The organism is Sphaerospermopsis torques-reginae ITEP-024 (genome assembly GCF_019598945.1).
Taxonomy (GTDB): domain Bacteria; phylum Cyanobacteriota; class Cyanobacteriia; order Cyanobacteriales; family Nostocaceae; genus Sphaerospermopsis.
This window is the reverse complement of sequence record NZ_CP080598.1, coordinates 4,029,792-4,049,638: the sequence shown is the minus strand read 5'-3', so window position 1 is coordinate 4,049,638 and position 19,847 is coordinate 4,029,792. Positions and strand designations below refer to the sequence as shown.

Below are 19,847 nucleotides of genomic sequence, written 5' to 3'. Positions count from 1 at the left end.
CCAAAATAAATAACTCCTGACTCCTGACTCCTTGATCTCCTGAACTCCTGAACTTCTATTTTTTTTTTATGAACATCAGAATTGGTAACGGCTACGATATTCACAGATTGGTGAGCGATCGCCCTTTAATTTTAGGCGGTGTTCACATTCCTCATGAACTCGGTTTGTTAGGACACAGTGATGCTGATGTCCTCACTCATGCGATTATGGACGCTATGTTAGGCGCTTTATCTTTAGGGGATATTGGCCATTATTTCCCCCCCAGTGATCCCCAATGGAAAGGCGCTGATAGTCTTGTACTCTTAAAACAAGTTAATCAGTTAATCATTGATCAAGGTTGGAAAATCGGCAATATTGATTCCGTCGTTGTTGCAGAACGTCCAAAATTAAAACCTCATATTGCTACAATGCGAGATAAATTAGCAGCAGTTTTAGAATTAGCACCCAATCAAGTTGGTGTCAAAGCTACTACTAATGAAAAATTGGGTCCAACAGGTAGAGAAGAAGGTATTTGTGCCTATGCTGTAGTTTTGTTGGTAGCAGGTGATTAGTTAATAGGAGAATGGTAAAATGTTTAGTTTAGATAAACCAGAAGAATTAGTTAAAATCAGACTAATTTCTAATATTTGGAATAATCAAGTTAATTCACCAGAAAAAATAGAAAGTTTATTTCAACTACCTTCTCCAGATATTATTGTTTTAGATCCAAATCAGCAAATTGCATTATTAGCAGATGTCAAAATCCAAGAAAATCTAGACAATCATGAAAATAATTTATCAAAAGTCAGCAACCTATATTTACAAAACTCTCAGGAAAACCCTAGATTTGCTATATCAGCAAATTTAACAGAAATCAATATTTTTAAATCTACTAATGGTTTATTTCTCAAACCAGAAATATCATTAAATACAGGAAAAATTCTCAGCCATTATGATTCAGAATTTTGCGATAAAAAAATATTTAAGTTCTATTTGAAAACCGTGATAGTATCTTGGTTAAGAGATTTGAATTATCACTGGAAATCAGAAATACCACCTGCATCTGAAGAATTAGGAAAAATAGGTTTATTAGCAAAGCTAAAAAAGGGAGAAACAGGTTTACTAAATGATGAATAACATTAGGGAATATATTTTGACAATAACACAGCATTGTCTCAACTGGTTTCATTCTAGTTCCATCAACTTAAATAATATTTCTATTAGTGAAATTATGGCATTTACTAAAAACATTATCAATCACACAAAACGCCTTTTATTACTCATCACTATCCTCTCATTTACAGCATTATCAGTCACAGGTTGTAACCCCAGCAACTTCAGAAGTAATGCAACTCAAAAAGTACCACAATTAGTCACCAGTATACTCAGCGATCCCAAAACATTTAACTATCCTCTTAGTTCCGAATCTCCTAATATTTTCGGTTATACTTATGAAGGATTACTGAGTCAAAATCCTCTCACTGGTGAACTAGAACCAAATTTAGCAGAATCCTGGGAAGTTTCCGAAGATAAACTCAAAATTACCTTCACTTTAAAGGATAATTTAAAATGGTCAGATGGTAAACCATTAACCGTTGATGATGTCGTCTTTACCTATAACGATATTTATCTGAATGAAGACATACCCACTGATGTGAGAGATATGTTGAGAATTGGTAAAGAACGCAAATTACCAACTGTGAGAAAAGTTGATAATAGAAGAGTAGAATTTAGTGTACCCGAACCTTTTAGACCTTTCTTACAAAGTGGTGGTGCTGCTATTTTACCTGCTCATGTATTAAGAGAATCAGTAAAAACAAAAGATCAAGATGGTAAACCGAAATTTCTGACAATGTGGGGTGTGGATACTCCACCTGAGCAAATTATTGTTAATGGACCTTATAAACTAGAACGTTACGATACCAGTCAACGGATAATTTTCCGTCGTAATCCCTATTATTGGCGTAAAGATGCTCAAGGTCAATCCCAACCTTATATTGAGCGTATTATTTGGCAAATCGTTGAATCTACAGATACATCTTTACTGCAATTTCGCTCTGGTGGTTTAGATGCTGTAGGGGTGACACCTGATTATTTCTCTTTGCTGAAGGTGCAAGAAAAACAAGGTAATTTCCAAATTTATAATGGTGGTCTTTCCGCAAGTACAAGTTTCATTTCTTTCAATTTGAATAAAGGTAAACGAAATGGTAAGCCTCTGGTAGATCCCATTAAATCACGTTGGTTTAATACTGTGGAATTTCGCCAAGCGATAGCTTACTCAATTGATCGACAAACCATGATTAACAATACTTTTCGTGGTTTGGGTCAAATGCAAAATTCGCCGATTTCTGTGCAAAGTCCTTATTATCTTTCACCAGAACAAGGATTAAAAGTTTATAATTACAATCCTGAAAAAGCTAAGGAGTTACTACTCAAAGCTGGTTTTAAATACAATGCACAAAATCAATTAGAAGATCCACAAGGAAACCGTGTGAGATTTGCTTTACTGACTAATGCGGGTAATAAAATCCGTGAAGCAATGGGTTCACAAATTAAACAAGATTTGAGTAAAATTGGTATTCAAGTTGATTTTACACCTTTAGCATGGAATACTTTTTTAGATAAACTTTCTAATACTTTAGATTGGGAAGCATCGTTGTTAGGTTTAACCGGTGGTTTAGAACCCAATGACGGTGCAAATGTTTGGTCTCCTCAAGGTGGTTTACATATGTTTAACCAAAAACCCCAACCAGGACAAAAACCAATTCAAGGTTGGGAAGTTGCACCTTGGGAAGCGAAAATACATCAACTTTATATTCAAGGCGCTCAAGAATTTGATGAAGCGAAAGTGAAAGAAATTTATGCCGAAAGTCAAAAAATAACACAGGAGAATTTACCCTTTATTTATTTGGTAAATCCCTATTCTCTAGGAGCGGTAAGAAATAAGTTTGCAGGAATTAAATATTCTGCTTTGGGTGGTGCTTTCTGGAACATTTATGAATTGAAAATTCTAAAATAGGGGACTGGAGACTGGGTAATCAATTTTATTTTTCCCTATCACCAATTACCAATTACCAATTACCAATTACCAAAATCGAATGAGTCAACCTGAAAATTTAAAATCTCTATTAGAATCTGTTGCTAATGGTACAATTTCCCCAGATACAGCTTTTGAATCTCTCAAAGATTTAGCTTATGAATCTGTCGGTGAGTTTGCTAAAATTGATCACCATCGTCATATTAGAACCGGTTTCCCAGAAGTTATTTGGGGTCCTGGAAAAACTCCTGATCAAATTGCCCAAATTATGGAAGTTATGCGTCAGCGTGCTTCTGTAGTCATGGCCACTCGTATTCAGCCTGATGTATATTCTATCCTGCAAAAAAAAGTCAGAGGTTTACAATACTTTGAATTAGCAAGGATTTGTGCGATTATTTCCCAGGAAATTCAACCGTGTTTTCACGGAAAAATAGGTATAGTTTCTGCTGGCACTGCTGATTTACCCATCGCTGAAGAAGCTGCCGTCACTGCTGAATTATATGGTTTTCGGGTACAACGTCTTTGGGATGTGGGTGTAGCAGGTATTCACCGTTTATTAAATAATCGTCATTTGCTTAATTCTGTATCAGTGTTAATTGTTGTGGCGGGCATGGAAGGAGCTTTACCAAGTGTGGTTGCAGGTTTAGCAGATTGTCCTGTGATTGCTGTTCCCACTAGCATCGGTTATGGTGCAAGTTTTGGCGGTTTAGCTCCTTTATTGACAATGCTTAATTCTTGTGCAGCAGGTGTTGGCGTAGTCAATATTGACAATGGCTTTGGTGCAGCGGTATTAGCAGGGCAAATTTTGCGAACTTCCGAGAAATTACGCTTGGCATCAGAAACATAGTAAAGTAAGAAAGTAAAAACGTAAGTATTTGGGAAGTATTTAGTCCTCAGCTTTCAAGGTTAAAATACAAAGGATGAAAACCATAGCACAGAATGTAACTTTTCTCAATTGATGGTAATGAATCTTTGCTTTTGTTGTTATAGGCTGATTACTGATTACTGATAGCTGAATGCTTACATAAAAACTGCGTATAATTACGATTTTTATCTTATGGAACACCTTAACGATTCACTATCTCTCATCTGGGGACATTTAGATTTTCATATCAATTTTGTTGTTAGTGATTATGCAGACTATTTTTTAGTTGGTAAAGTCAGAGATGCAGATGTCATGGGACAGATGCAAAATGCTTGGAATAATTTTGTCAAAACAGGTCAAGTTTGGGCAATGTTAATTGGGATGGTTATCGGCTATCTGTTTAAGAGTTTAACAAGTTACGGTTGAATGAATTTTAGATTTTAGATTTTGGATTTTGGATTTTAGATTTTGCATGATCACTATCTAAAATCAGAAATTGTTATTTTTTCTCCTTTCTCTTCTCCTTTCTAATTTATGACCGAAAAACAAACTTGGAGCCAGCGGTTTGAAACAGTCCTACATCCAGCGATCGCTCTTTTTAATGCCAGTATCAGTTTTGACATTGAACTCATAGAATATGACATCACTGGTTCTCAAGCTCATGCTCAAATGCTGTCTCACACAGGAATTATTTCCCCAGAAGAAGGAGAGCAATTAGTTACAGGTTTAGAACAAATTAGGCAAGAATACCGAGAAGGTAAATTTCAACCTGGTATTGATGCCGAAGATGTGCATTTTGCTGTAGAAAAGCGACTTACAGAAATTATTGGCGATGTTGGTAAAAAGCTACATACCGCCCGTTCTCGTAATGACCAAGTAGGAACTGACACAAGACTTTATTTACGCGATCAAATTCAACAAATTCGCCAGTATTTAAGGGAATTTCAAAAAGTATTACTAGATATTGCGGAAAATAACGTTGAAACCCTCATTCCTGGCTATACCCACCTCCAACGCGCCCAACCGCTGAGTTTAGCTCATCACCTGTTAGCATACTTGCAGATGGCACAACGGGACTGGGAACGGTTAGGAGATGTTTACAAACGAGTGAATATTTCCCCCTTGGGTTGTGGTGCTTTAGCGGGAACAACTTTTCCCATTGACAGATATTACACAGCAAAACTATTGCATTTTGACAGTATTTATGCTAATAGCTTAGATGGAGTCAGCGATCGCGATTTTGCCATAGAATTTCTCTGTGCTGCAAGTATGATCATGGTTCACCTCAGCCGACTTTCGGAAGAAGTGATCCTGTGGGCATCAGAAGAATTTCGTTTTGTCACCCTCAAAGATAGCTGTGCCACAGGTTCTAGCATCATGCCCCAAAAGAAAAACCCCGACGTACCAGAGTTAGTGCGAGGTAAAACCGGGCGGGTTTTTGGTCATCTTCAGGCCATGTTAGTAATTATGAAAGGTTTACCCCTGGCATATAACAAAGACTTGCAAGAAGACAAAGAAGGTATTTTTGATACTGTGAACACAGTCAAAGCCTGTTTAGAGGCCATGACTATATTAATGCGAGAAGGTTTAGAATTTCGCCCCCAACGCCTAGCAGAAGCAGTAACAGAAGACTTTTCTAACGCTACCGATGTGGCAGACTATTTAGCAGCGCGGGGAGTACCTTTTAGAGAAGCTTATAACCTGGTTGGTAAAGTCGTGAAAACCAGTATCGCTGCTGGTAAACTGCTGAAAGATTTGACCTTGCAAGAATGGCAACAAATACATCCAGCTTTTGCAGAAGATATTTATGAAGCAATATCACCCCGTCAAGTAGTTGCAGCCCGTAATAGTCACGGTGGTACAGGTTTTGAGCCAGTTAAACAGGCGCTCATTGCTGCACGTACTCAAGTTTTACAACAATAAATAGGTAATTGGTAATGGGTAAAGAAGGGAACAGGGAACAGGGAACGGGGAACAGAAAGAAGGCAAAAGGCAAAAGGCAAGAGGCAAAAGTTAATATTCTCCCCCTGCTCCCTGCTCCCCTGCTTTTTCCCCAGTCCCCAGTACCCAGTCCCTAGTACCCAGTACCCTAAAAAAAACAAGGGCGTACAAATAAAGATAAATGTACGCCCAAACATAGCAAATTAATTCCAGGGTAAATATTCAAAGAGTAAATATTCAAACAGTCAAATTAATCAGCAGCGTCCATTGCTGCTGCCCCTGTTTCATCATCTTCACTCTTAGGTGGTCTTTGTTGGAACCGTCTTTGCATTCTTCCTGTAGTAGTCCGTTTACGGAACTTCCTGGCATAAGCCTGGTTCCGTAGCGCCTTTTCTTTTTTCGGGTTACGGCGCTTGGCCATATTCACCTCATGAATAAACAACACAAAACCTACACTTAGGCAATATCCAGTTACCGATGTTATTGATACACTTTCAGCCTAGTGTAGAAATCAAAATAGTTGAAACAGTATCCTAGTCTACCTTATTTAATGGAGGTATGTCAAGCCGGATTGATCATAATTTTTCTTATTAGTCAGGAGTTCAAGGAGTCAGGAGTTTAAGGAGTTAGGAGTTTAAGGAGTTAGGCAATTACTGACAGCAGATGTTAAAATTGACTGATTCTCAGAATGACCATGAGAATAATAAACCTAATACTTGATAGAGTTGTATAAAAAAAACGAAATTCATCTTTTGTGAGTTACATTTCTATCAAGTGTTCACCAATTAACAATTACAAAAGAAGAATTTGAAGATTGAATATTCTGGCTTTTTTTAGTTCATTAATTAAATCTATAGGTAGCTTATGGCACGTTGGACAAACGGTATTGGGTATTATTTTCCGCCATCCCATTACTGGTACTAGCGTGATTCCCATTTTACCTGATGGTAGAATTGTTTTGATTCGTCGCAGTGATGATGGTTGTTGGTCTTTACCTGGAGGAATGATAGACTGGGGAGAGGATATTGCTAGTGCAGTTTGTCGAGAATTAAAGGAAGAAACTGGACTAGAATTGCTGAATATTCGGCGTTTAGTGGGAGTTTATTCAGCACCAGATCGAGATCCCAGAATTCATTCTATTTGTATTGTGGTGGAAGCAGAAGTACAAGGAGAAATGAAAGTTAAAGATCATTTAGAAGTGTTAGACATTCAAGCTTTTGATCCTAGTTCTTTACCTCAACCTCAAATGTCTCATGATCACGCTAGACAGTTAGAAGATTATTTACAAGGTTTAACAACTTTGGCATAATTGGTAATTAGTCATTAGTTATTAAGTAAGTAGGCTTAATTAATTGTTAGATAGTGGAACAGGCTTCTAGCCTGTTGACGGGCAAGACTTGTACTGAGCCTGTCGAAGTATGCCCATCCCACATTTTATATTTAATTGCAACCAGCTACTCAGTTTTCTTTACCCAATCACCAATCACCACTTCCCCAATCACCAATCACCCATATTGCCTTTATTCAAAAAATGTGACACAATAATTACCGTATCTGCTTTTTCTCTGTAAATCAGATGGTGATAGGTGTGAAACTACGTCAACGCTATCAAATCAGCCGCGTTTTAGGTAGCGGTGCTTTTGGTGATACTTACCTAGCCGAAGATTTAGATTTACCTAACCATCCTCAGTGTGTGGTAAAACATCTACAAATTAAACCACCCAACACCGCAGCAGCTTTACCTATCGCTAGAAGGTTATTTGCACAGGAAGCAGAAACATTACAGAAGTTGGGATCTCATGATCAAATTCCTCAACTTTTCGCTTATTTTGAAGAAAATAATGAATTTTATTTAGTCCAAGAATTTGTTAAAGGTAAAGATTTAAGTCAAGAAGTTTATCCTCAAAATCAGTTACCTGAATATCAGGTGAAAAAATTACTGATCGAAATTTTAGAAGTTTTAACTTTTGTTCATCAACAAAATATTATTCACCGCGATCTGAAACCCCAAAATATCATGCGTCGCAGTGGGGATGGTAAAATTATGTTGATTGACTTTGGTGCAGTGAAGGAAACCATGACGGTAAACTCCCAAGGTCAAACTATTTTAACAGTTGCTATTGGTACTCCTGGTTATATGCCTAGTGAACAAACCGCCGGCAGTCCAAAATTAGCCAGTGATGTTTATGCGGTGGGGATGTTGGGAATTTATGCCTTGACGGGAATACAACCCCATCAATTACCTAAAGATCCTACCACTGAAGAGGTAATTTGGCGCAATTGGGCAAATGTCAGTGAAGATTTTGCCAAGATTTTAATTAAGATGGTGCGTTATCACTTCAGCGAACGTTATTCCAATGCAGGACAAGCACTAAAAGCTTTAACTCCTGCACCAGCACCACCTCCACCACCACCTCCACCACCTCCTCCTGCAAAAACAGATCGTCGCCATTTTTTACAACTTGCTAGTGTTGCTGTGGGGAGTTTTGGTTTAGCGGTTGTTGGTAATAAGTTATTTTCTGGGAGTGGAGAACAAACAACCCCTATTTCTCAGACATCTTCTCCAACATCTTCCCCAGAACCAAGTCCCCAAGTTTCTCAAACTTCTGTTTCTTCAACATCAAATAATTCCAACCTGAAAACTTTTAACTTTGAAGTTGTGAAAACCGACTCCACAGGAAGCATTATTAGTAGAAGCAATTCCTCAGCAAATTACTTCACCGAAGATTTAGGAAATGGTGTGACTTTGGAAATGGTGGAAATACCAGGGGGAACTTTCCTCATGGGTTCACCGGAAAGCGAAGCACAACGAGATTCCGATGAAAGTCCCCAACGTCAAGTGACTGTTCCCAGTTTTTTTATGGGGAAATATCAATTGACACAAAAACAATATCAAGCTATCATAGGAAATAACCCTTCTAACTTTAAAGGTGACAACCGCCCTGTTGAAAGAGTAAGTTGGAATGATGCGGTTAGATTCTGTGAACAGTTAAGCCAACGCACAGGAAAAAACTACACCTTACCCAGCGAAGCAGAATGGGAGTATGCTTGTAGAGCCGGAACTACCACACCATTTTATTTTGGTGAAAGTATTACCCCTGATTTGGTAAACTATGATGGTAATGCAACTTATGGTTCTGCTCCCAAAGGTGAGTATCGTCAACAAACCACAGATGTAGGTTCTTTTCCCCCTAACGCTTTTGGTTTGTATGATATGCACGGCAATGTTTGGGAATGGTGTTGGGATGATTGGGTAGATAACTATAATAACGCGCCTATAGATGGCAGTGCTGCGACAATTAAAAGCGGAAGTAAGCTGCTGCGCGGTGGTTCTTGGTACAACTACCCCAGAGATTGCCGTTCTGCGTATCGTGACGACTACAACCCGGACTACAGGAACGTCAACTACGGGTTTCGGTTGGTAGTTTCCGGCGCAAGGACTCTTTAGTTCTCTACTCTCTTACCCTTTTACCCTCTACACTTTTTCTTTTTTCTCTCTTTCATCGCCGTCAGGCGATCAAATTTTTTTGTAATTTTTAATATGTCTGAATCGGGGTATCTGGTTACTGAGCGAAGCCGAAGTATAGGATTTGAGGATTTACAGGATGGGGATTTTTGTTTGGTGTTATAGATTTAGGTTATTCTAACTTTAAGATATCATATATATTTATTAGATGTCAATATTTGTCTGCATAAGGATTTCGATGATTTGAGGATTTAGAGGATAGGAACGCGGATGGACGCGGATAAACGCAGATTGTTTAATGTGGGATTTTCAGGATTTAAGGATGTACAGGATGGTTTTTGAAGATTGATCTAAATTTTCAGAGATTGTATTTTGTCTGAATCAGGATGTCCAGGATTTAAGGATGTACAGGATAAAATTGTTAAATCTCTCTAAAACCTCTTCCCTTCGTGTCCTTCGTACCTACCCTGCGGGAACACCTTCGGTGAACGTGGTTTATTCTCCTATATCTTGTACATAACCAACCATCATTAAATAACATCCTGAAAATCCTATAATCCTGGTTATCCTGATTCAGACAAAAAATCAAGGATAAAATTGTTAAATCTCTCTAAAACCTCTTCCCTTCGTGTCCTTCGTACCTACCCTGCGGGAACACCTTCGGTGAACGTGGTTTATTCTCCTATATCTTGTAAATAACCAACCATCATCAAATAACATCCTGAAAATCCTTAAATCCTGGATATCCTGATTATGACAAAAAATTGAGAGTATTTTAGAGGTAATTGTTAAATTGCTTTAACATTGGTTAGCTGTTGCAGGATCAACAAAATCATGTAAATCTGCTTCCCAAACACTAATATAAATTGAATCGCAGTTTTGGCGAATTATTTGCCCTTTAACTCCACCTTTTTTGAAGGTAAAATTGTCTGTTTGACGCTGTTGAATTTGTTGCAGTCCTTGTTGAATTTCTGCTGTAGCTTTTCCTGCTAATAAACCATTTAAAGTTGTTTGCATGATTTGATGATCTACAGTTCCCGCAAAACCGACTTCTGTTTGTCTGAGTCTACCAGTATCACGGTCAAATAAATAACCCAGGTCTATTTTATCGGGTACTACTTCATATACAACTGCACGGGTGTTAGGCCATAATCCCCTTAAATCTCTTCTGGGTTTGCCTAATGCGGCTTCTACCGTGCTTCTGGATGTACCTGTAGGAAATGTTGGTACACTTGTCCTGATCTTGGTGGCATTTAATTGGCCTGTTGACTTAGGTTTATTCTTTTCTGGCTTTTTCTGGGTATCTGAAAATACCTCTGATTTGGGCAATAGTTCTGGTTGAGTAGGCGGTTGTTCTGGCTGTTTCTGAGAATCAGATAATACCTCTGCTGAGGGAACTGCTTCTGGCTGTGGTTGCTGTTGTTGTATTTCCGCTTGGGGTGTGGATGTGACTGGAGGAGTGGAAGTATTTTCAATTACAGGCTTATCCGCTGGTTGTGGTGTTATTTCTGGGGAAGAATTGCTTTCTGGTATAGGATTAGAAATGATTTCAGGTTGAATAGGGGGAGTTGGTGTAATTACTGGTGTGGGTGAAACTTCCAAAACCGGGGAATTTGTATGTAAAACAGAGGGAGTTTGTGCTTCTGTTGTTACTGTGGAGTTTGTGTCCACTGAAGCTGAAGGTTGTGGTTGACGGTTAGAAGCCGTTACTAAACCAATTACAATACCAATTGCTACACCACCAAAAATGATAGCGGGTTTCTGCCAGTTATTAGGATTGTTGACTTGTTTGATAACTGGAGTTTTTGCGGGTGAATATATCGGTTGAGTTGGCTGGTTAAGGATTTTTGTGGCGCTGGTGGTGGGAGAATGGGAAGGTTTGTAATTATCATAATTATTTTGACCAGATTTTAAAGCATAGAGCATTTTACTGGCTGTGGTGTAGCGATCGCCTGGACGTGGTTCAATAGCTTGTGTAAGTATCTGTACCATCGCTGGAGATATTCCCGCAGCATATTGTTGCCATAATATTTGTCCGGTTTGCGGGTGAGTTTCTAATTCTTGGGGATGTTTACCTGTGAGTAGGTAAATAGCAGTTAAGCCTAAACTATAAATATCAGTAGCATACACAGGACGACCGATCGCTTGCTCACTAGGCATATAACCAGGAGTACCGATAACTATAGATTGTACAGGACTGCCTGAAGGATTGATCACGGTACGGATAGTTTCTTTCACTGCACCGAAATCAATTAACACTGGTTTATTATCGTGATGACGAAGGATGATATTATCTGGTTTGATGTCTCGATGAATAATACCTTTGCTGTGGACATAATCTAAAACCGACAGCAAACTTAAAAGAATTTCTCTAACAACTGTTTCGTTTAATTTGCCTTTTGATTGGATAATATTGCTGAGGGTTTGTCCTTCAATCCATTCTTGCACTAAGTAAAATTTGCCATTTTCGGGAAAATAAGCGTAAAGTTTGGGAATTTGATCACTGGTTTCCCCTAGATTTTCTAATATCGCGGCTTCTCTCTCAAATCTTTGTTGAATTAATTTAGATGTTTCTGGATCATGGGTAATCGGTTTTAGTTCTTTGATCACAAAGCGACGACGAGAAGGTAAATGGGTATCTTCTGCGAGGGAAGTTTCCCCAAACCCACCAGCACCGAGTACCTGGATAACTTGATAGCGGTTGTTTAAAAGTTTTGTTTTCATGAAACGTTACACGCGAGATCCTTTCCCAATGTATATCAGATACTTTGACGATGTAACTATGGGATGTTTCCTGAAGTCAGGAGTCAGGAGTCAGGAGTCAGGAGTCAGGAGTTTAGGAATTACCCAATCTCTAATAGCCATATTTTCGTTTTTTATGTGCAGATTGACTAGCTCTTGATTCTAAGGTAAATACTGGAATTTCCTCTAATTCATCCTCAGTTAAATTATACTGCTCACAAACTAAACTTAGGCGATTTCCGGGAGTTTTCACAGCGTTAACAGAATGGGTTAAATCGCCTTGAAAGTAAACTAGGGTATTAGCTTGGGGTTTGATTTGTCCAATTTGTCTTTTTGCTGATTTTAAAACTAATTCTCCCCCTTCCATGTTTTCCGGTACTCGCACATAAAGAACACTAACTAGGTTTGGTGGTTCAATGGTTTTACAATAAGAACGCAAAGAACGATCTATATGTGGATCAACACGAGAACCTTCTTTTAACAATAAAGGATTAAGATAAAAAGCATTACAATTAGGTTGCAGTGCTAAATCTAAATAAGGTTTGAAAAAGGGAAATTTGTTTTCCACTGTGGTTAATCCTTGACGTTGAAAAACCACAGAGAATCCTTTAGTGTTGATAAAATCACGGTTGAGATTGTTGATAGCAAAGTAAGGACTAGATTGGATTTCACCCCACAAATCATTGAGGTAATTATTAGGTAAAACATTTGTTTGTAGTTGATAGTATTTCATGTTGTTAATTCATAAATTAATTACCCATATCCCCGACTTCTAAATTCAATTGATTTTATTATTTATTGATTTGATTTGCCAAATCAAAAAGAAGTCGGGGATCTTATTTTTGATGAAAATCTAAATTTTACATATTCCGCAAAATTCGCTCAATCATACTGTTTGCTTGGGAAGCATAACCACCACCAAATAAATTAAAATGATTTAAAATATGATATAAATTATAAAGGGTTTTTCTTTCTTCATAACCCTCCTCTAAGGGAATTACTTCTTGATATCCTTGATAAAAAGCTGCTGGAAAACCGCCAAATAATTCTGTCATGGCAATATCAACTTCTCGATCGCCAAAATAAGTTGCTGGATCAAAAATCACAGGTTCACCATCAATAGTAAATCCAGCATTTCCTCCCCATAAATCACCATGTACTAAAGCTGGTTCAACATGATGATTTGCTAATAATTTTGGGATAGCATCTATTAATTTATCTTGTAAAGGAAAACGCCCTCCCCGTCGCTTTGCTAGTTGAAATTGATAACCTAAACGATGTTCTGTATAAAATTCTCTCCAGTCAGATTTCCAAGTATTAATTTGGGGTGTAGAACCAATAGTATTATTCAGATCCCAACCGAAACCTTTTTTACTAATGGTTTTGTGCATTTCTGCTAGGTTTCGTCCCATTTGTTGCCAAGATTTGTTATTACCACCGTTCATTTCTAGCCATTCTAATACTATATAACTAGAATTATTTGTATTTCCCCAACATACAGGTTTAGGAACACGGATAGTTTTGGTTTCATACATTTGTTGTAAACCCAGCATTTCTGCTGCAAACATTTCTCCCTGAGTAGCTTTGTTGAGTTTCACGAAGTAGGTGATTTTATCATTACTAATGGCATAACCTTGATTAATACAACCACCGCTTACAGATGAATGTTGAGAGGTTTGAAATTTTTGTCCTGTTACTTGACTTATGTGGTGATCTATTTCTTGCCAAATCATAGTTTTGTATTAGTTCTTGGTTATTAGTTATTAGTTATTAGTTATTAGTTATTGATTATTGGTTATTAGTAAGAAGTACAAGTTATAGAATAGAATACTATATTAACAGTTACCAATTACCAATTACCAATTACCAATCACCAATTACCACTAATGTGGTTTGATGACAACTACAGCATAAGCTGAGGGTGAAAGATATTTTTGGACAGCTTGCATTAAATGATTTTCGTCTTGCTTTTGGATGTATTGGGGATAATTAAATGCTGGTTCTAAGTCACCAATTAAAGATTGATAATAACCATATAAACCAGAGCGATCGCTTGGTGTTTCATTGCCAAAAATAAACCTATTTGCCACTCTTCTTTGTACACGGGCAATTTCTGATTCTTTGACTAATTCTGTATGTAGTTTTTCCAAATGTTCAATGATTGCTGTTTCTACTGCTGGTAAATTTTCTACGTCACATTTAGCAGAAATTGTAAATACTCCTTGGAGTTTATAATTACTATTACTCACAGAAATTGAAGAAACTATTCCTTTTTCTTCCCGTAAATCATGGACTAATCTAGATGTCCTTCCATGTCCTAAAATTCCCGCTATCACATCTAAAGCATAAGTGTCATTTAAATCAATTAATCCAGGTACTCGCCATAATATTATTAACCGGGCTTGTTGCAGACTTTCATCAATAAATTCCCGACGCACAATTTCTGTAAATGCTGGTTCTGTAACACCTGTTAAATGTTGATTTTTTGATGTTAAGCTTTGTGCTTTTTGACTATTTTTTTCAAATCCCTCAGCCACAATTTCTATTAATTCTTCCACTGGTAAATTACCCACAGCAACCGCAGTTATAGAAGATGGTTGATACCAAGTTTGATGAAATTCTCGCATTTGTTGAGGTGTAACTTGGGATATTACCGCTTCTGGACCGAGTACCGGACGACGATAGGGTAAAACATCAAAAGCGGTTTCCATTGTGTGCCGATAAATGCGCCTTCTGGGATTATCTTCTGAACGTCTAATTTCTTCTAAAACTACTAATCTTTCTCTTTCAAAAGCTTCTTGAGGAATGCTAGGATTACACACTACATCTATTTGCAGTGGTGCTAATTCTGCAAAATCTTTAGGGGCAGTAGTGATATAAAAATGTGTATAATCTTGGCTGGTGGCTGCATTTGTTACTGCACCTCTTTCTTCAATGCGACGTTCAAACTCACCACTGGCTAGTTTTTCTGTACCTTTAAATACAATATGCTCTAAAAAGTGAGCCATCCCGTTGATAGCATCTGACTCCACAGCAGAACCGATTTTTACCCATACATTTAGGTTAACTGCTTCTACGGGCATTTGCTCGGCAATAATGGTTAAACCGTTGGGTAGAGGATGCACCTTGGGCGCGTGAAGGCGTGGAGATTTTAACAGAGTTGATGTCATAGTGGTGAGGGCTATGTTACTGCTTATATCTTACAACGCCTTTGATGGTGTTAGCAGTGGTCTGGGTTGGGGGAGTTGTGGGGGATGTTTTTAGTTAGTTTCAAAGAAGGAAACATAATTATCCTAATTTTGAATTTGTGTAATTTTTCTTATTTACTAGCTAAAACTTAAACAATATTATCTAAGTTAGCTAAAAATTGTTGTACGTAATAAGTATTGTTACCAGGATTTTCTGAAATTAACAAACCATTTCTATCTTCAAATGTAATTTTTTGCTTTTTAGTTGTTCCTTCATCGGGTGTGCGACGACATGAAAATAATATTCCTCTAAATTCTACTTGGGTATTAATGTCTTTATGAAAAATTTGCATACGTTGTAAAACAAATTCAACAAAAATTTTTGCGGATTTTAATTGTTGCAAATAGCCTTTAGGATTTCCTGATTTCATTTCTATCAAAAAAACATAAGTTATCTTCGATTTTTGTAAAAATAAAATAGCATCATTTTTGTTGCAAATATCTGGATATTGGGGATTAAAAAAAGGATATACAGGATCATGCTTCTCTTCTTGCTTAGGTAAATCCAGGGAAAATCCAAAATAAGGTATTGATGTTTTCCATTTTATTACGATTTGACGACATTTTGCGTCTTTGTGTTTCTCTTCAATTAAGATACAGCCAGCTTCATTTATATTTAAATGTAAGTCTTCTGTAATTACCTGTTTCACTAAATCAATTAATCTTTTACTCTGCATCCCAATCTTCCTCTTCTTGAGAAGCATAGTAAATATCATTGGAAGACTGATTAAGATTGTTAATCACTGCATCAAATGTTTCTGCAATAATACCTTCATCGTGATCAATTTCCATCTGATTAATAGTGTTATCACTAAATAGATAAGCAGATACTTTTTCAGGATTTAAACTTTCATCTGGTTCATAACCATACCGCCTTCTTAATTCATCAGCTTTAGTAAATGATTTGTTTAACATAATCAAGTTATTTAATTCACGGACAAAATAGGGACTATGGGTACTTACTACTACTTTAATACCACTATTCACTAATTTTGCTAACACTCTTGCTAAATTTCTTTGATTATCTGGATGTAAACTTAATTCTGGTTCATCAATCATTAAATAATCTCCTGGTTGAGCAATATGTTCCAGATAAAAAACGAAGCTAAATAGAGTTTTTACTGTTGAAGAAGTAAAATGTAAAGGCATTTTTTTATTTTTACTTCTATGAGGTTTAAAGAAAATATCTCCATAACGATCTATTTCATATTTACCATTGATAATTTTTGTATGAATATACTGGGTTTGTGTTTGAAAATCACTTTTTCGCTTTTTAGTGTTGTTTAAATCATTCAAAAATTCAATATGATCAGAAATGGGTTTTGCATATCGAGAGTGAATAATATCTTTTAATACCTCCATAGGATCAATATTATCCTTCTGTGCATGATGTAAGAGACGGTTACGAATACTTGACAACTCTTTAAAAAATAAAGCTAGTCCTGCACGTTCAGCAGGAAGTAAAAAGCAAGTTTGATTATTTTGGTTGTTGCTTTTGTTAAAAATTAAACGATTGATAGTATTAGAAATTATTTCTATTAATAATTGATGAGGAATTTGAATTCCTTTATCCTGCATTGTCAAAGTTACTTGTGTGTTATTTTCTGGTTTCTGAATGTCTAAAAACCAATCCGATTCTTTCTTTCCTAAACTTAAACGACGTTGCCATTGATAATTAGTAATATTGTTTAAAATTAAATCAGCATCAAGTTCTATTTTAATCCGAGTATTCTGAAATTCATCTGGTTCTGTTGCAAATAAAGTAGGTAGAAATTTATAAAGACCCTGTGATATTTCTTGGGAAATGTTATCTAAGTTTTCAGTTATCAACTGTCCAAAATCATATTGACCAACTTTATCCTCTATTAATTTATTCAGAATGTTCTCAACAAAATTAAACTTGACTTCAAAATCATAATCAACGAGTGAATATAAAGAATACATTACATAGGTTTTAGCTGTATTGTTTGCTCCACAGAGTAATGTTAAATTATTTAACTCTAAGTTACCTTGTTTGATTACTCCAAAATTCTCCAAAAAGACTTTTGTTTTTAACATATTATCCTTACAAAGTAATGAAATATACAAGGGTGGTTTTTTAGTTCCACCCCACAATAACTAGACTAATATCTTATCAGCTTTTCGCCGTTGTTGGAAAAACAGAAATGTTGTTTGGTGCTGCCGCAGAACTTGGGAAAAATTTATCTGACAACAGTTTTTGAAATGTCTTAACTGAATCTTGCCAATTTTGAATTATTGTTTGCAAATCTTGTAATTTCTCAGCCGGAGTATTTCCTAATAAGGAATAGTTGAAGTTACCAGAAAACAAAATTGCCGCTGCTACTTTATCAGGAAACTGCACATTTGCTTGGTTAATACTTAAATTCAGTATTCCTCTTTTTAAAGGATAACTTAACTGCAAGGACGCATTCACTTTTGCACTTTCAAATTCTTGCCATGAACCAGGTGCTAAAAGTTTACCATGAATGTATTGATAGGCTTCTGCATCGGAGTTAAAAATCACAAAGCCTCTGGGGTTAATTCCTACTCGTTCATACTCAACTTGCGAGAGTTTTTCTAATAACTGATGAGTAATTTTAGCAACTTGAATTTCTGCTGCTGGTTTTGTACCTGTAGCCTCTACTACGGTTATACTATTAGGCTGGGCAACTATTCCTACACCAGTTTTGTAAAAAATCTGCACTACAAAATTGTTAAAAACAGGCTCTCTCGCTAATTCCCAATCTGCGGGAACTATACCAGTATATTTCAAAAAGTCAGGGGTAATCACTGTGTGATTCAAATTTTTAGCAGTGATAGCGATCGCTAATTCTTGAATTTCAAAATTTTTACTCATGTTTAATTTTGCCTATTTTTATTAAAACAGAAATACTGTATCACAAAGTCATAGGTGATAGGTGATAGGTGACAGGTGACAGGTGACAGGTGACAGGTGACAGAAATATATTCCACATCACCAGACTGAATTGAAAATTATGTAAAATTATGAGTAGTAATATTAAGAATTGTAAAACAGGTATTCATGCCTAGCTTATCCCTCAACAAAAACCAAACCCGTGTGATCGTCGTCGGTGCTGGTATCGGTGGACTAACCACCGCAGCATTATTAGCGCACAGAGGTTATAGCGTTTTAACCCTCGATCAAGCTTTAGTTCCCGGTGGTTGTGCTTCCACCTTTAAACGTCAGGGTTTTACCTTTGATGTGGGTGCAACTCAAGTTGCAGGGTTAGAACCTGGGGGAATACATCATCGTATTTTCTCAGAATTGAAGATAGAATTACCAGCAGCTACGCCTTGCGATCCTGCTTGTGCGGTGTTTTTACCCGGAGAAAATACACCTATTAATGTTTGGCGAGATCCCCAAAAATGGCAGGAAGAAAGACAAAAACAGTTTCCTGGAAGTGAACCATTCTGGCAATTATTAGCAACTTTATTTAAAGCTAGTTGGGAATTTCAAGGACGTGATCCGGTGTTACCTCCGCGTAATTTATGGGATCTTTTCCAGTTAACAAAAGCATTACGTCCGAATACATTAATTACTGCACCTTTCACTTTTATGACTGTGGGAGATGCTTTAAGATTATATGGTTTAGGTAATGATCAAAGACTGCGGACATTTTTAGATTTACAACTGAAATTATATTCCCAAGTCAGTGCAGAAGAAACAGCTTTACTTTATGCAGCAACAGCATTGAGTGTATCCCAATCTCCCCAAGGATTATATCATTTACAGGGAAGTATGCAAGTATTGAGCGATCGCCTTGTAGAATCCTTAGAAAGAGACGGTGGTAAATTATTAATGCGTCACACCGTAGAAAAAATTAATGTAGAAAATGGTCAAGCTAACGGTGTAGTAATTAGAAATCAAAAAACCGGAGAAGTTTGGACAGAAAAAGCAGATCATGTAATTGCTAACGTCACTGTACAAGACTTAGTAAGATTATTAGGAGAAAAAGCACCATCAGGATATAAACACAGAGTAGAAAAATTACCCCCAGCTTCTGGTGCATTTGTGGTTTATATCGGTGTTGATAAAAGTGCAATTCCTTATGATTGTCCGCCCCATCTCCAATTCATGTATGATATTAATGGACCAATTGGGGAAAATAACTCCTTGTTTGTCTCTGTTAGTCATGAAGGAGATGGCCGCGCACCAACAGGAAAAGCGACAATTATCGCTTCATCATTTGTTGATTTTACCCAGTGGTGGCATACAGAAAACTATCAAGAATTAAAAGAAAAATTTACCCAAGATGCAATTTCTAAACTTTCCCAATATTTCTATTTAAAACCAGAAACCATCATTTATGTAGAAGCTGCCACACCTAAAACCTTTGCCCATTATACAGGGAGAGAAAAGGGAATTGTCGGGGGAATTGGACAAAGAATACCGACATTTGGACCCTTTGGTTTTGCTAACCGCACACCTATTAATAATTTGTGGTTAGTGGGTGACTCAACCCATCCAGGGGAAGGTACAGCAGGGGTAAGTTATTCTGCTTTAACAGTAGTTAGGCAAATTCAAGCTCAAAATTAATGGTGAAGTAA

At 36.9% G+C, this 19,847-nt stretch carries 17 protein-coding genes; 9 read left to right on the top strand and 8 right to left on the bottom strand.

What is annotated here, in order from left to right; all coding sequences use genetic code 11:
• The first annotated feature begins 68 nt into the window (after positions 1-68).
• The 6 genes from ispF to argH all read left to right on the top strand — a co-directional run bounded on the left by ispF (position 69) and on the right by argH (position 5,804).
• On the top strand, positions 69-551 hold the full coding sequence (ispF, locus tag K2F26_RS18860; RefSeq protein WP_220609020.1) for a 2-C-methyl-D-erythritol 2,4-cyclodiphosphate synthase: 483 nt from the start codon (positions 69-71) through the stop codon (positions 549-551).
• A 19-nt stretch (positions 552-570) separates the two neighbouring features.
• Complete coding sequence (locus K2F26_RS18855; protein ID WP_220609019.1) at positions 571-1,116, top strand: hypothetical protein; 546 nt, start codon at positions 571-573, stop codon at positions 1,114-1,116.
• Between the two features lie 94 nt (positions 1,117-1,210).
• Complete coding sequence (locus tag K2F26_RS18850; protein ID WP_220611949.1) at positions 1,211-2,998, top strand: ABC transporter substrate-binding protein; 1,788 nt, start codon at positions 1,211-1,213, stop codon at positions 2,996-2,998.
• Between the two features lie 79 nt (positions 2,999-3,077).
• Positions 3,078-3,863: a nickel pincer cofactor biosynthesis protein LarB gene (gene larB / locus K2F26_RS18845; protein ID WP_220609018.1), complete on the top strand. Its 786-nt coding sequence runs from the start codon at positions 3,078-3,080 to the stop codon at positions 3,861-3,863.
• A 210-nt stretch (positions 3,864-4,073) separates the two neighbouring features.
• The gene (locus K2F26_RS18840) at positions 4,074-4,307 is read left to right on the top strand and encodes a hypothetical protein (protein WP_220609017.1); all 234 of its coding nucleotides are present in this window, start codon (positions 4,074-4,076) and stop codon (positions 4,305-4,307) included.
• A 108-nt stretch (positions 4,308-4,415) separates the two neighbouring features.
• On the top strand, positions 4,416-5,804 hold the full coding sequence (argH, locus tag K2F26_RS18835) for an argininosuccinate lyase (RefSeq protein WP_220609016.1): 1,389 nt from the start codon (positions 4,416-4,418) through the stop codon (positions 5,802-5,804).
• Between the two features lie 268 nt (positions 5,805-6,072).
• On the opposite strand, the gene K2F26_RS18830 is transcribed toward argH, so the two are convergent.
• A complete protein-coding gene (locus K2F26_RS18830) occupies positions 6,073-6,243 on the bottom strand; it encodes an Asl3888 family RNA-binding protein (RefSeq protein ID WP_220609015.1) in 171 nt (56 codons plus the stop codon).
• Positions 6,244-6,636: 393 nt separating this feature from the next.
• On the opposite strand from K2F26_RS18830, the gene K2F26_RS18825 reads away from it, so the two are divergent.
• On the top strand, positions 6,637-7,131 hold the full coding sequence (locus tag K2F26_RS18825) for an NUDIX domain-containing protein (protein WP_220609014.1): 495 nt from the start codon (positions 6,637-6,639) through the stop codon (positions 7,129-7,131).
• Positions 7,132-7,398: 267 nt separating this feature from the next.
• Positions 7,399-9,270, top strand: coding sequence for a bifunctional serine/threonine-protein kinase/formylglycine-generating enzyme family protein (locus K2F26_RS18820; RefSeq protein WP_220609013.1), 1,872 nt, complete (start codon positions 7,399-7,401; stop codon positions 9,268-9,270).
• 816 nt (positions 9,271-10,086) lie between these two features.
• On the opposite strand, the gene K2F26_RS18815 is transcribed toward K2F26_RS18820, so the two are convergent.
• From K2F26_RS18815 to K2F26_RS18785, 7 genes are all read right to left on the bottom strand, one after another.
• On the bottom strand, positions 10,087-12,012 hold the full coding sequence (locus K2F26_RS18815) for a serine/threonine-protein kinase (RefSeq protein ID WP_220609012.1): 1,926 nt from the start codon (positions 12,010-12,012) through the stop codon (positions 10,087-10,089).
• A 130-nt stretch (positions 12,013-12,142) separates the two neighbouring features.
• Positions 12,143-12,763, bottom strand: a complete 621-nt coding sequence (locus tag K2F26_RS18810) for a 2OG-Fe(II) oxygenase (RefSeq protein WP_220609011.1) — start codon at positions 12,761-12,763, stop codon at positions 12,143-12,145.
• A gap of 127 nt (positions 12,764-12,890) precedes the next feature.
• On the bottom strand, positions 12,891-13,760 hold the full coding sequence (locus K2F26_RS18805) for a fructosamine kinase family protein (protein ID WP_220611948.1): 870 nt from the start codon (positions 13,758-13,760) through the stop codon (positions 12,891-12,893).
• A gap of 153 nt (positions 13,761-13,913) precedes the next feature.
• On the bottom strand, positions 13,914-15,200 hold the full coding sequence (locus K2F26_RS18800) for a M16 family metallopeptidase (RefSeq protein ID WP_220609010.1): 1,287 nt from the start codon (positions 15,198-15,200) through the stop codon (positions 13,914-13,916).
• 167 nt (positions 15,201-15,367) lie between these two features.
• Complete coding sequence (locus tag K2F26_RS18795; RefSeq protein ID WP_220609009.1) at positions 15,368-15,955, bottom strand: hypothetical protein; 588 nt, start codon at positions 15,953-15,955, stop codon at positions 15,368-15,370.
• Positions 15,945-17,336, bottom strand: coding sequence for an AAA family ATPase (locus tag K2F26_RS18790; protein WP_220609008.1), 1,392 nt, complete (start codon positions 17,334-17,336; stop codon positions 15,945-15,947). Before K2F26_RS18790 ends, K2F26_RS18795 begins: the two co-directional genes overlap by 11 nt.
• 76 nt (positions 17,337-17,412) lie before the next feature.
• Entirely contained in the window at positions 17,413-18,135 is a 723-nt protein-coding gene (locus K2F26_RS18785; RefSeq protein WP_220609007.1) for a hypothetical protein, read from the bottom strand.
• 186 nt (positions 18,136-18,321) lie between these two features.
• Between K2F26_RS18785 and crtD the strand changes: the two genes are divergently transcribed.
• Positions 18,322-19,836: a C-3',4' desaturase CrtD gene (crtD, locus tag K2F26_RS18780; protein WP_220609006.1), complete on the top strand. Its 1,515-nt coding sequence runs from the start codon at positions 18,322-18,324 to the stop codon at positions 19,834-19,836.
• Positions 19,837-19,847 lie beyond the last annotated feature (11 nt).

Bases quoted from the DNA above. Each gene is read 5' to 3' on its own strand.
- ispF (WP_220609020.1), top strand. From the start codon at position 69: ATGAACATCAGAATTGGTAACGGCTACGATATTCACAGATTGGTGAGC.
- K2F26_RS18855 (WP_220609019.1), top strand. From the start codon at position 571: ATGTTTAGTTTAGATAAACCAGAAGAATTAGTTAAAATCAGACTAATT.
- K2F26_RS18850 (WP_220611949.1), top strand. From the start codon at position 1,211: ATGGCATTTACTAAAAACATTATCAATCACACAAAACGCCTTTTATTA.
- larB (WP_220609018.1), top strand. From the start codon at position 3,078: ATGAGTCAACCTGAAAATTTAAAATCTCTATTAGAATCTGTTGCTAAT.
- K2F26_RS18840 (WP_220609017.1), top strand. From the start codon at position 4,074: ATGGAACACCTTAACGATTCACTATCTCTCATCTGGGGACATTTAGAT.
- argH (WP_220609016.1), top strand. From the start codon at position 4,416: ATGACCGAAAAACAAACTTGGAGCCAGCGGTTTGAAACAGTCCTACAT.
- K2F26_RS18830 (WP_220609015.1), bottom strand. From the start codon at position 6,243: ATGGCCAAGCGCCGTAACCCGAAAAAAGAAAAGGCGCTACGGAACCAG.
- K2F26_RS18820 (WP_220609013.1), top strand. From the start codon at position 7,399: ATGGTGATAGGTGTGAAACTACGTCAACGCTATCAAATCAGCCGCGTT.
- K2F26_RS18815 (WP_220609012.1), bottom strand. From the start codon at position 12,012: ATGAAAACAAAACTTTTAAACAACCGCTATCAAGTTATCCAGGTACTC.
- K2F26_RS18810 (WP_220609011.1), bottom strand. From the start codon at position 12,763: ATGAAATACTATCAACTACAAACAAATGTTTTACCTAATAATTACCTC.
- K2F26_RS18800 (WP_220609010.1), bottom strand. From the start codon at position 15,200: ATGACATCAACTCTGTTAAAATCTCCACGCCTTCACGCGCCCAAGGTG.
- K2F26_RS18795 (WP_220609009.1), bottom strand. From the start codon at position 15,955: ATGCAGAGTAAAAGATTAATTGATTTAGTGAAACAGGTAATTACAGAA.
- K2F26_RS18790 (WP_220609008.1), bottom strand. From the start codon at position 17,336: ATGTTAAAAACAAAAGTCTTTTTGGAGAATTTTGGAGTAATCAAACAA.
- K2F26_RS18785 (WP_220609007.1), bottom strand. From the start codon at position 18,135: ATGAGTAAAAATTTTGAAATTCAAGAATTAGCGATCGCTATCACTGCT.
- crtD (WP_220609006.1), top strand. From the start codon at position 18,322: ATGCCTAGCTTATCCCTCAACAAAAACCAAACCCGTGTGATCGTCGTC.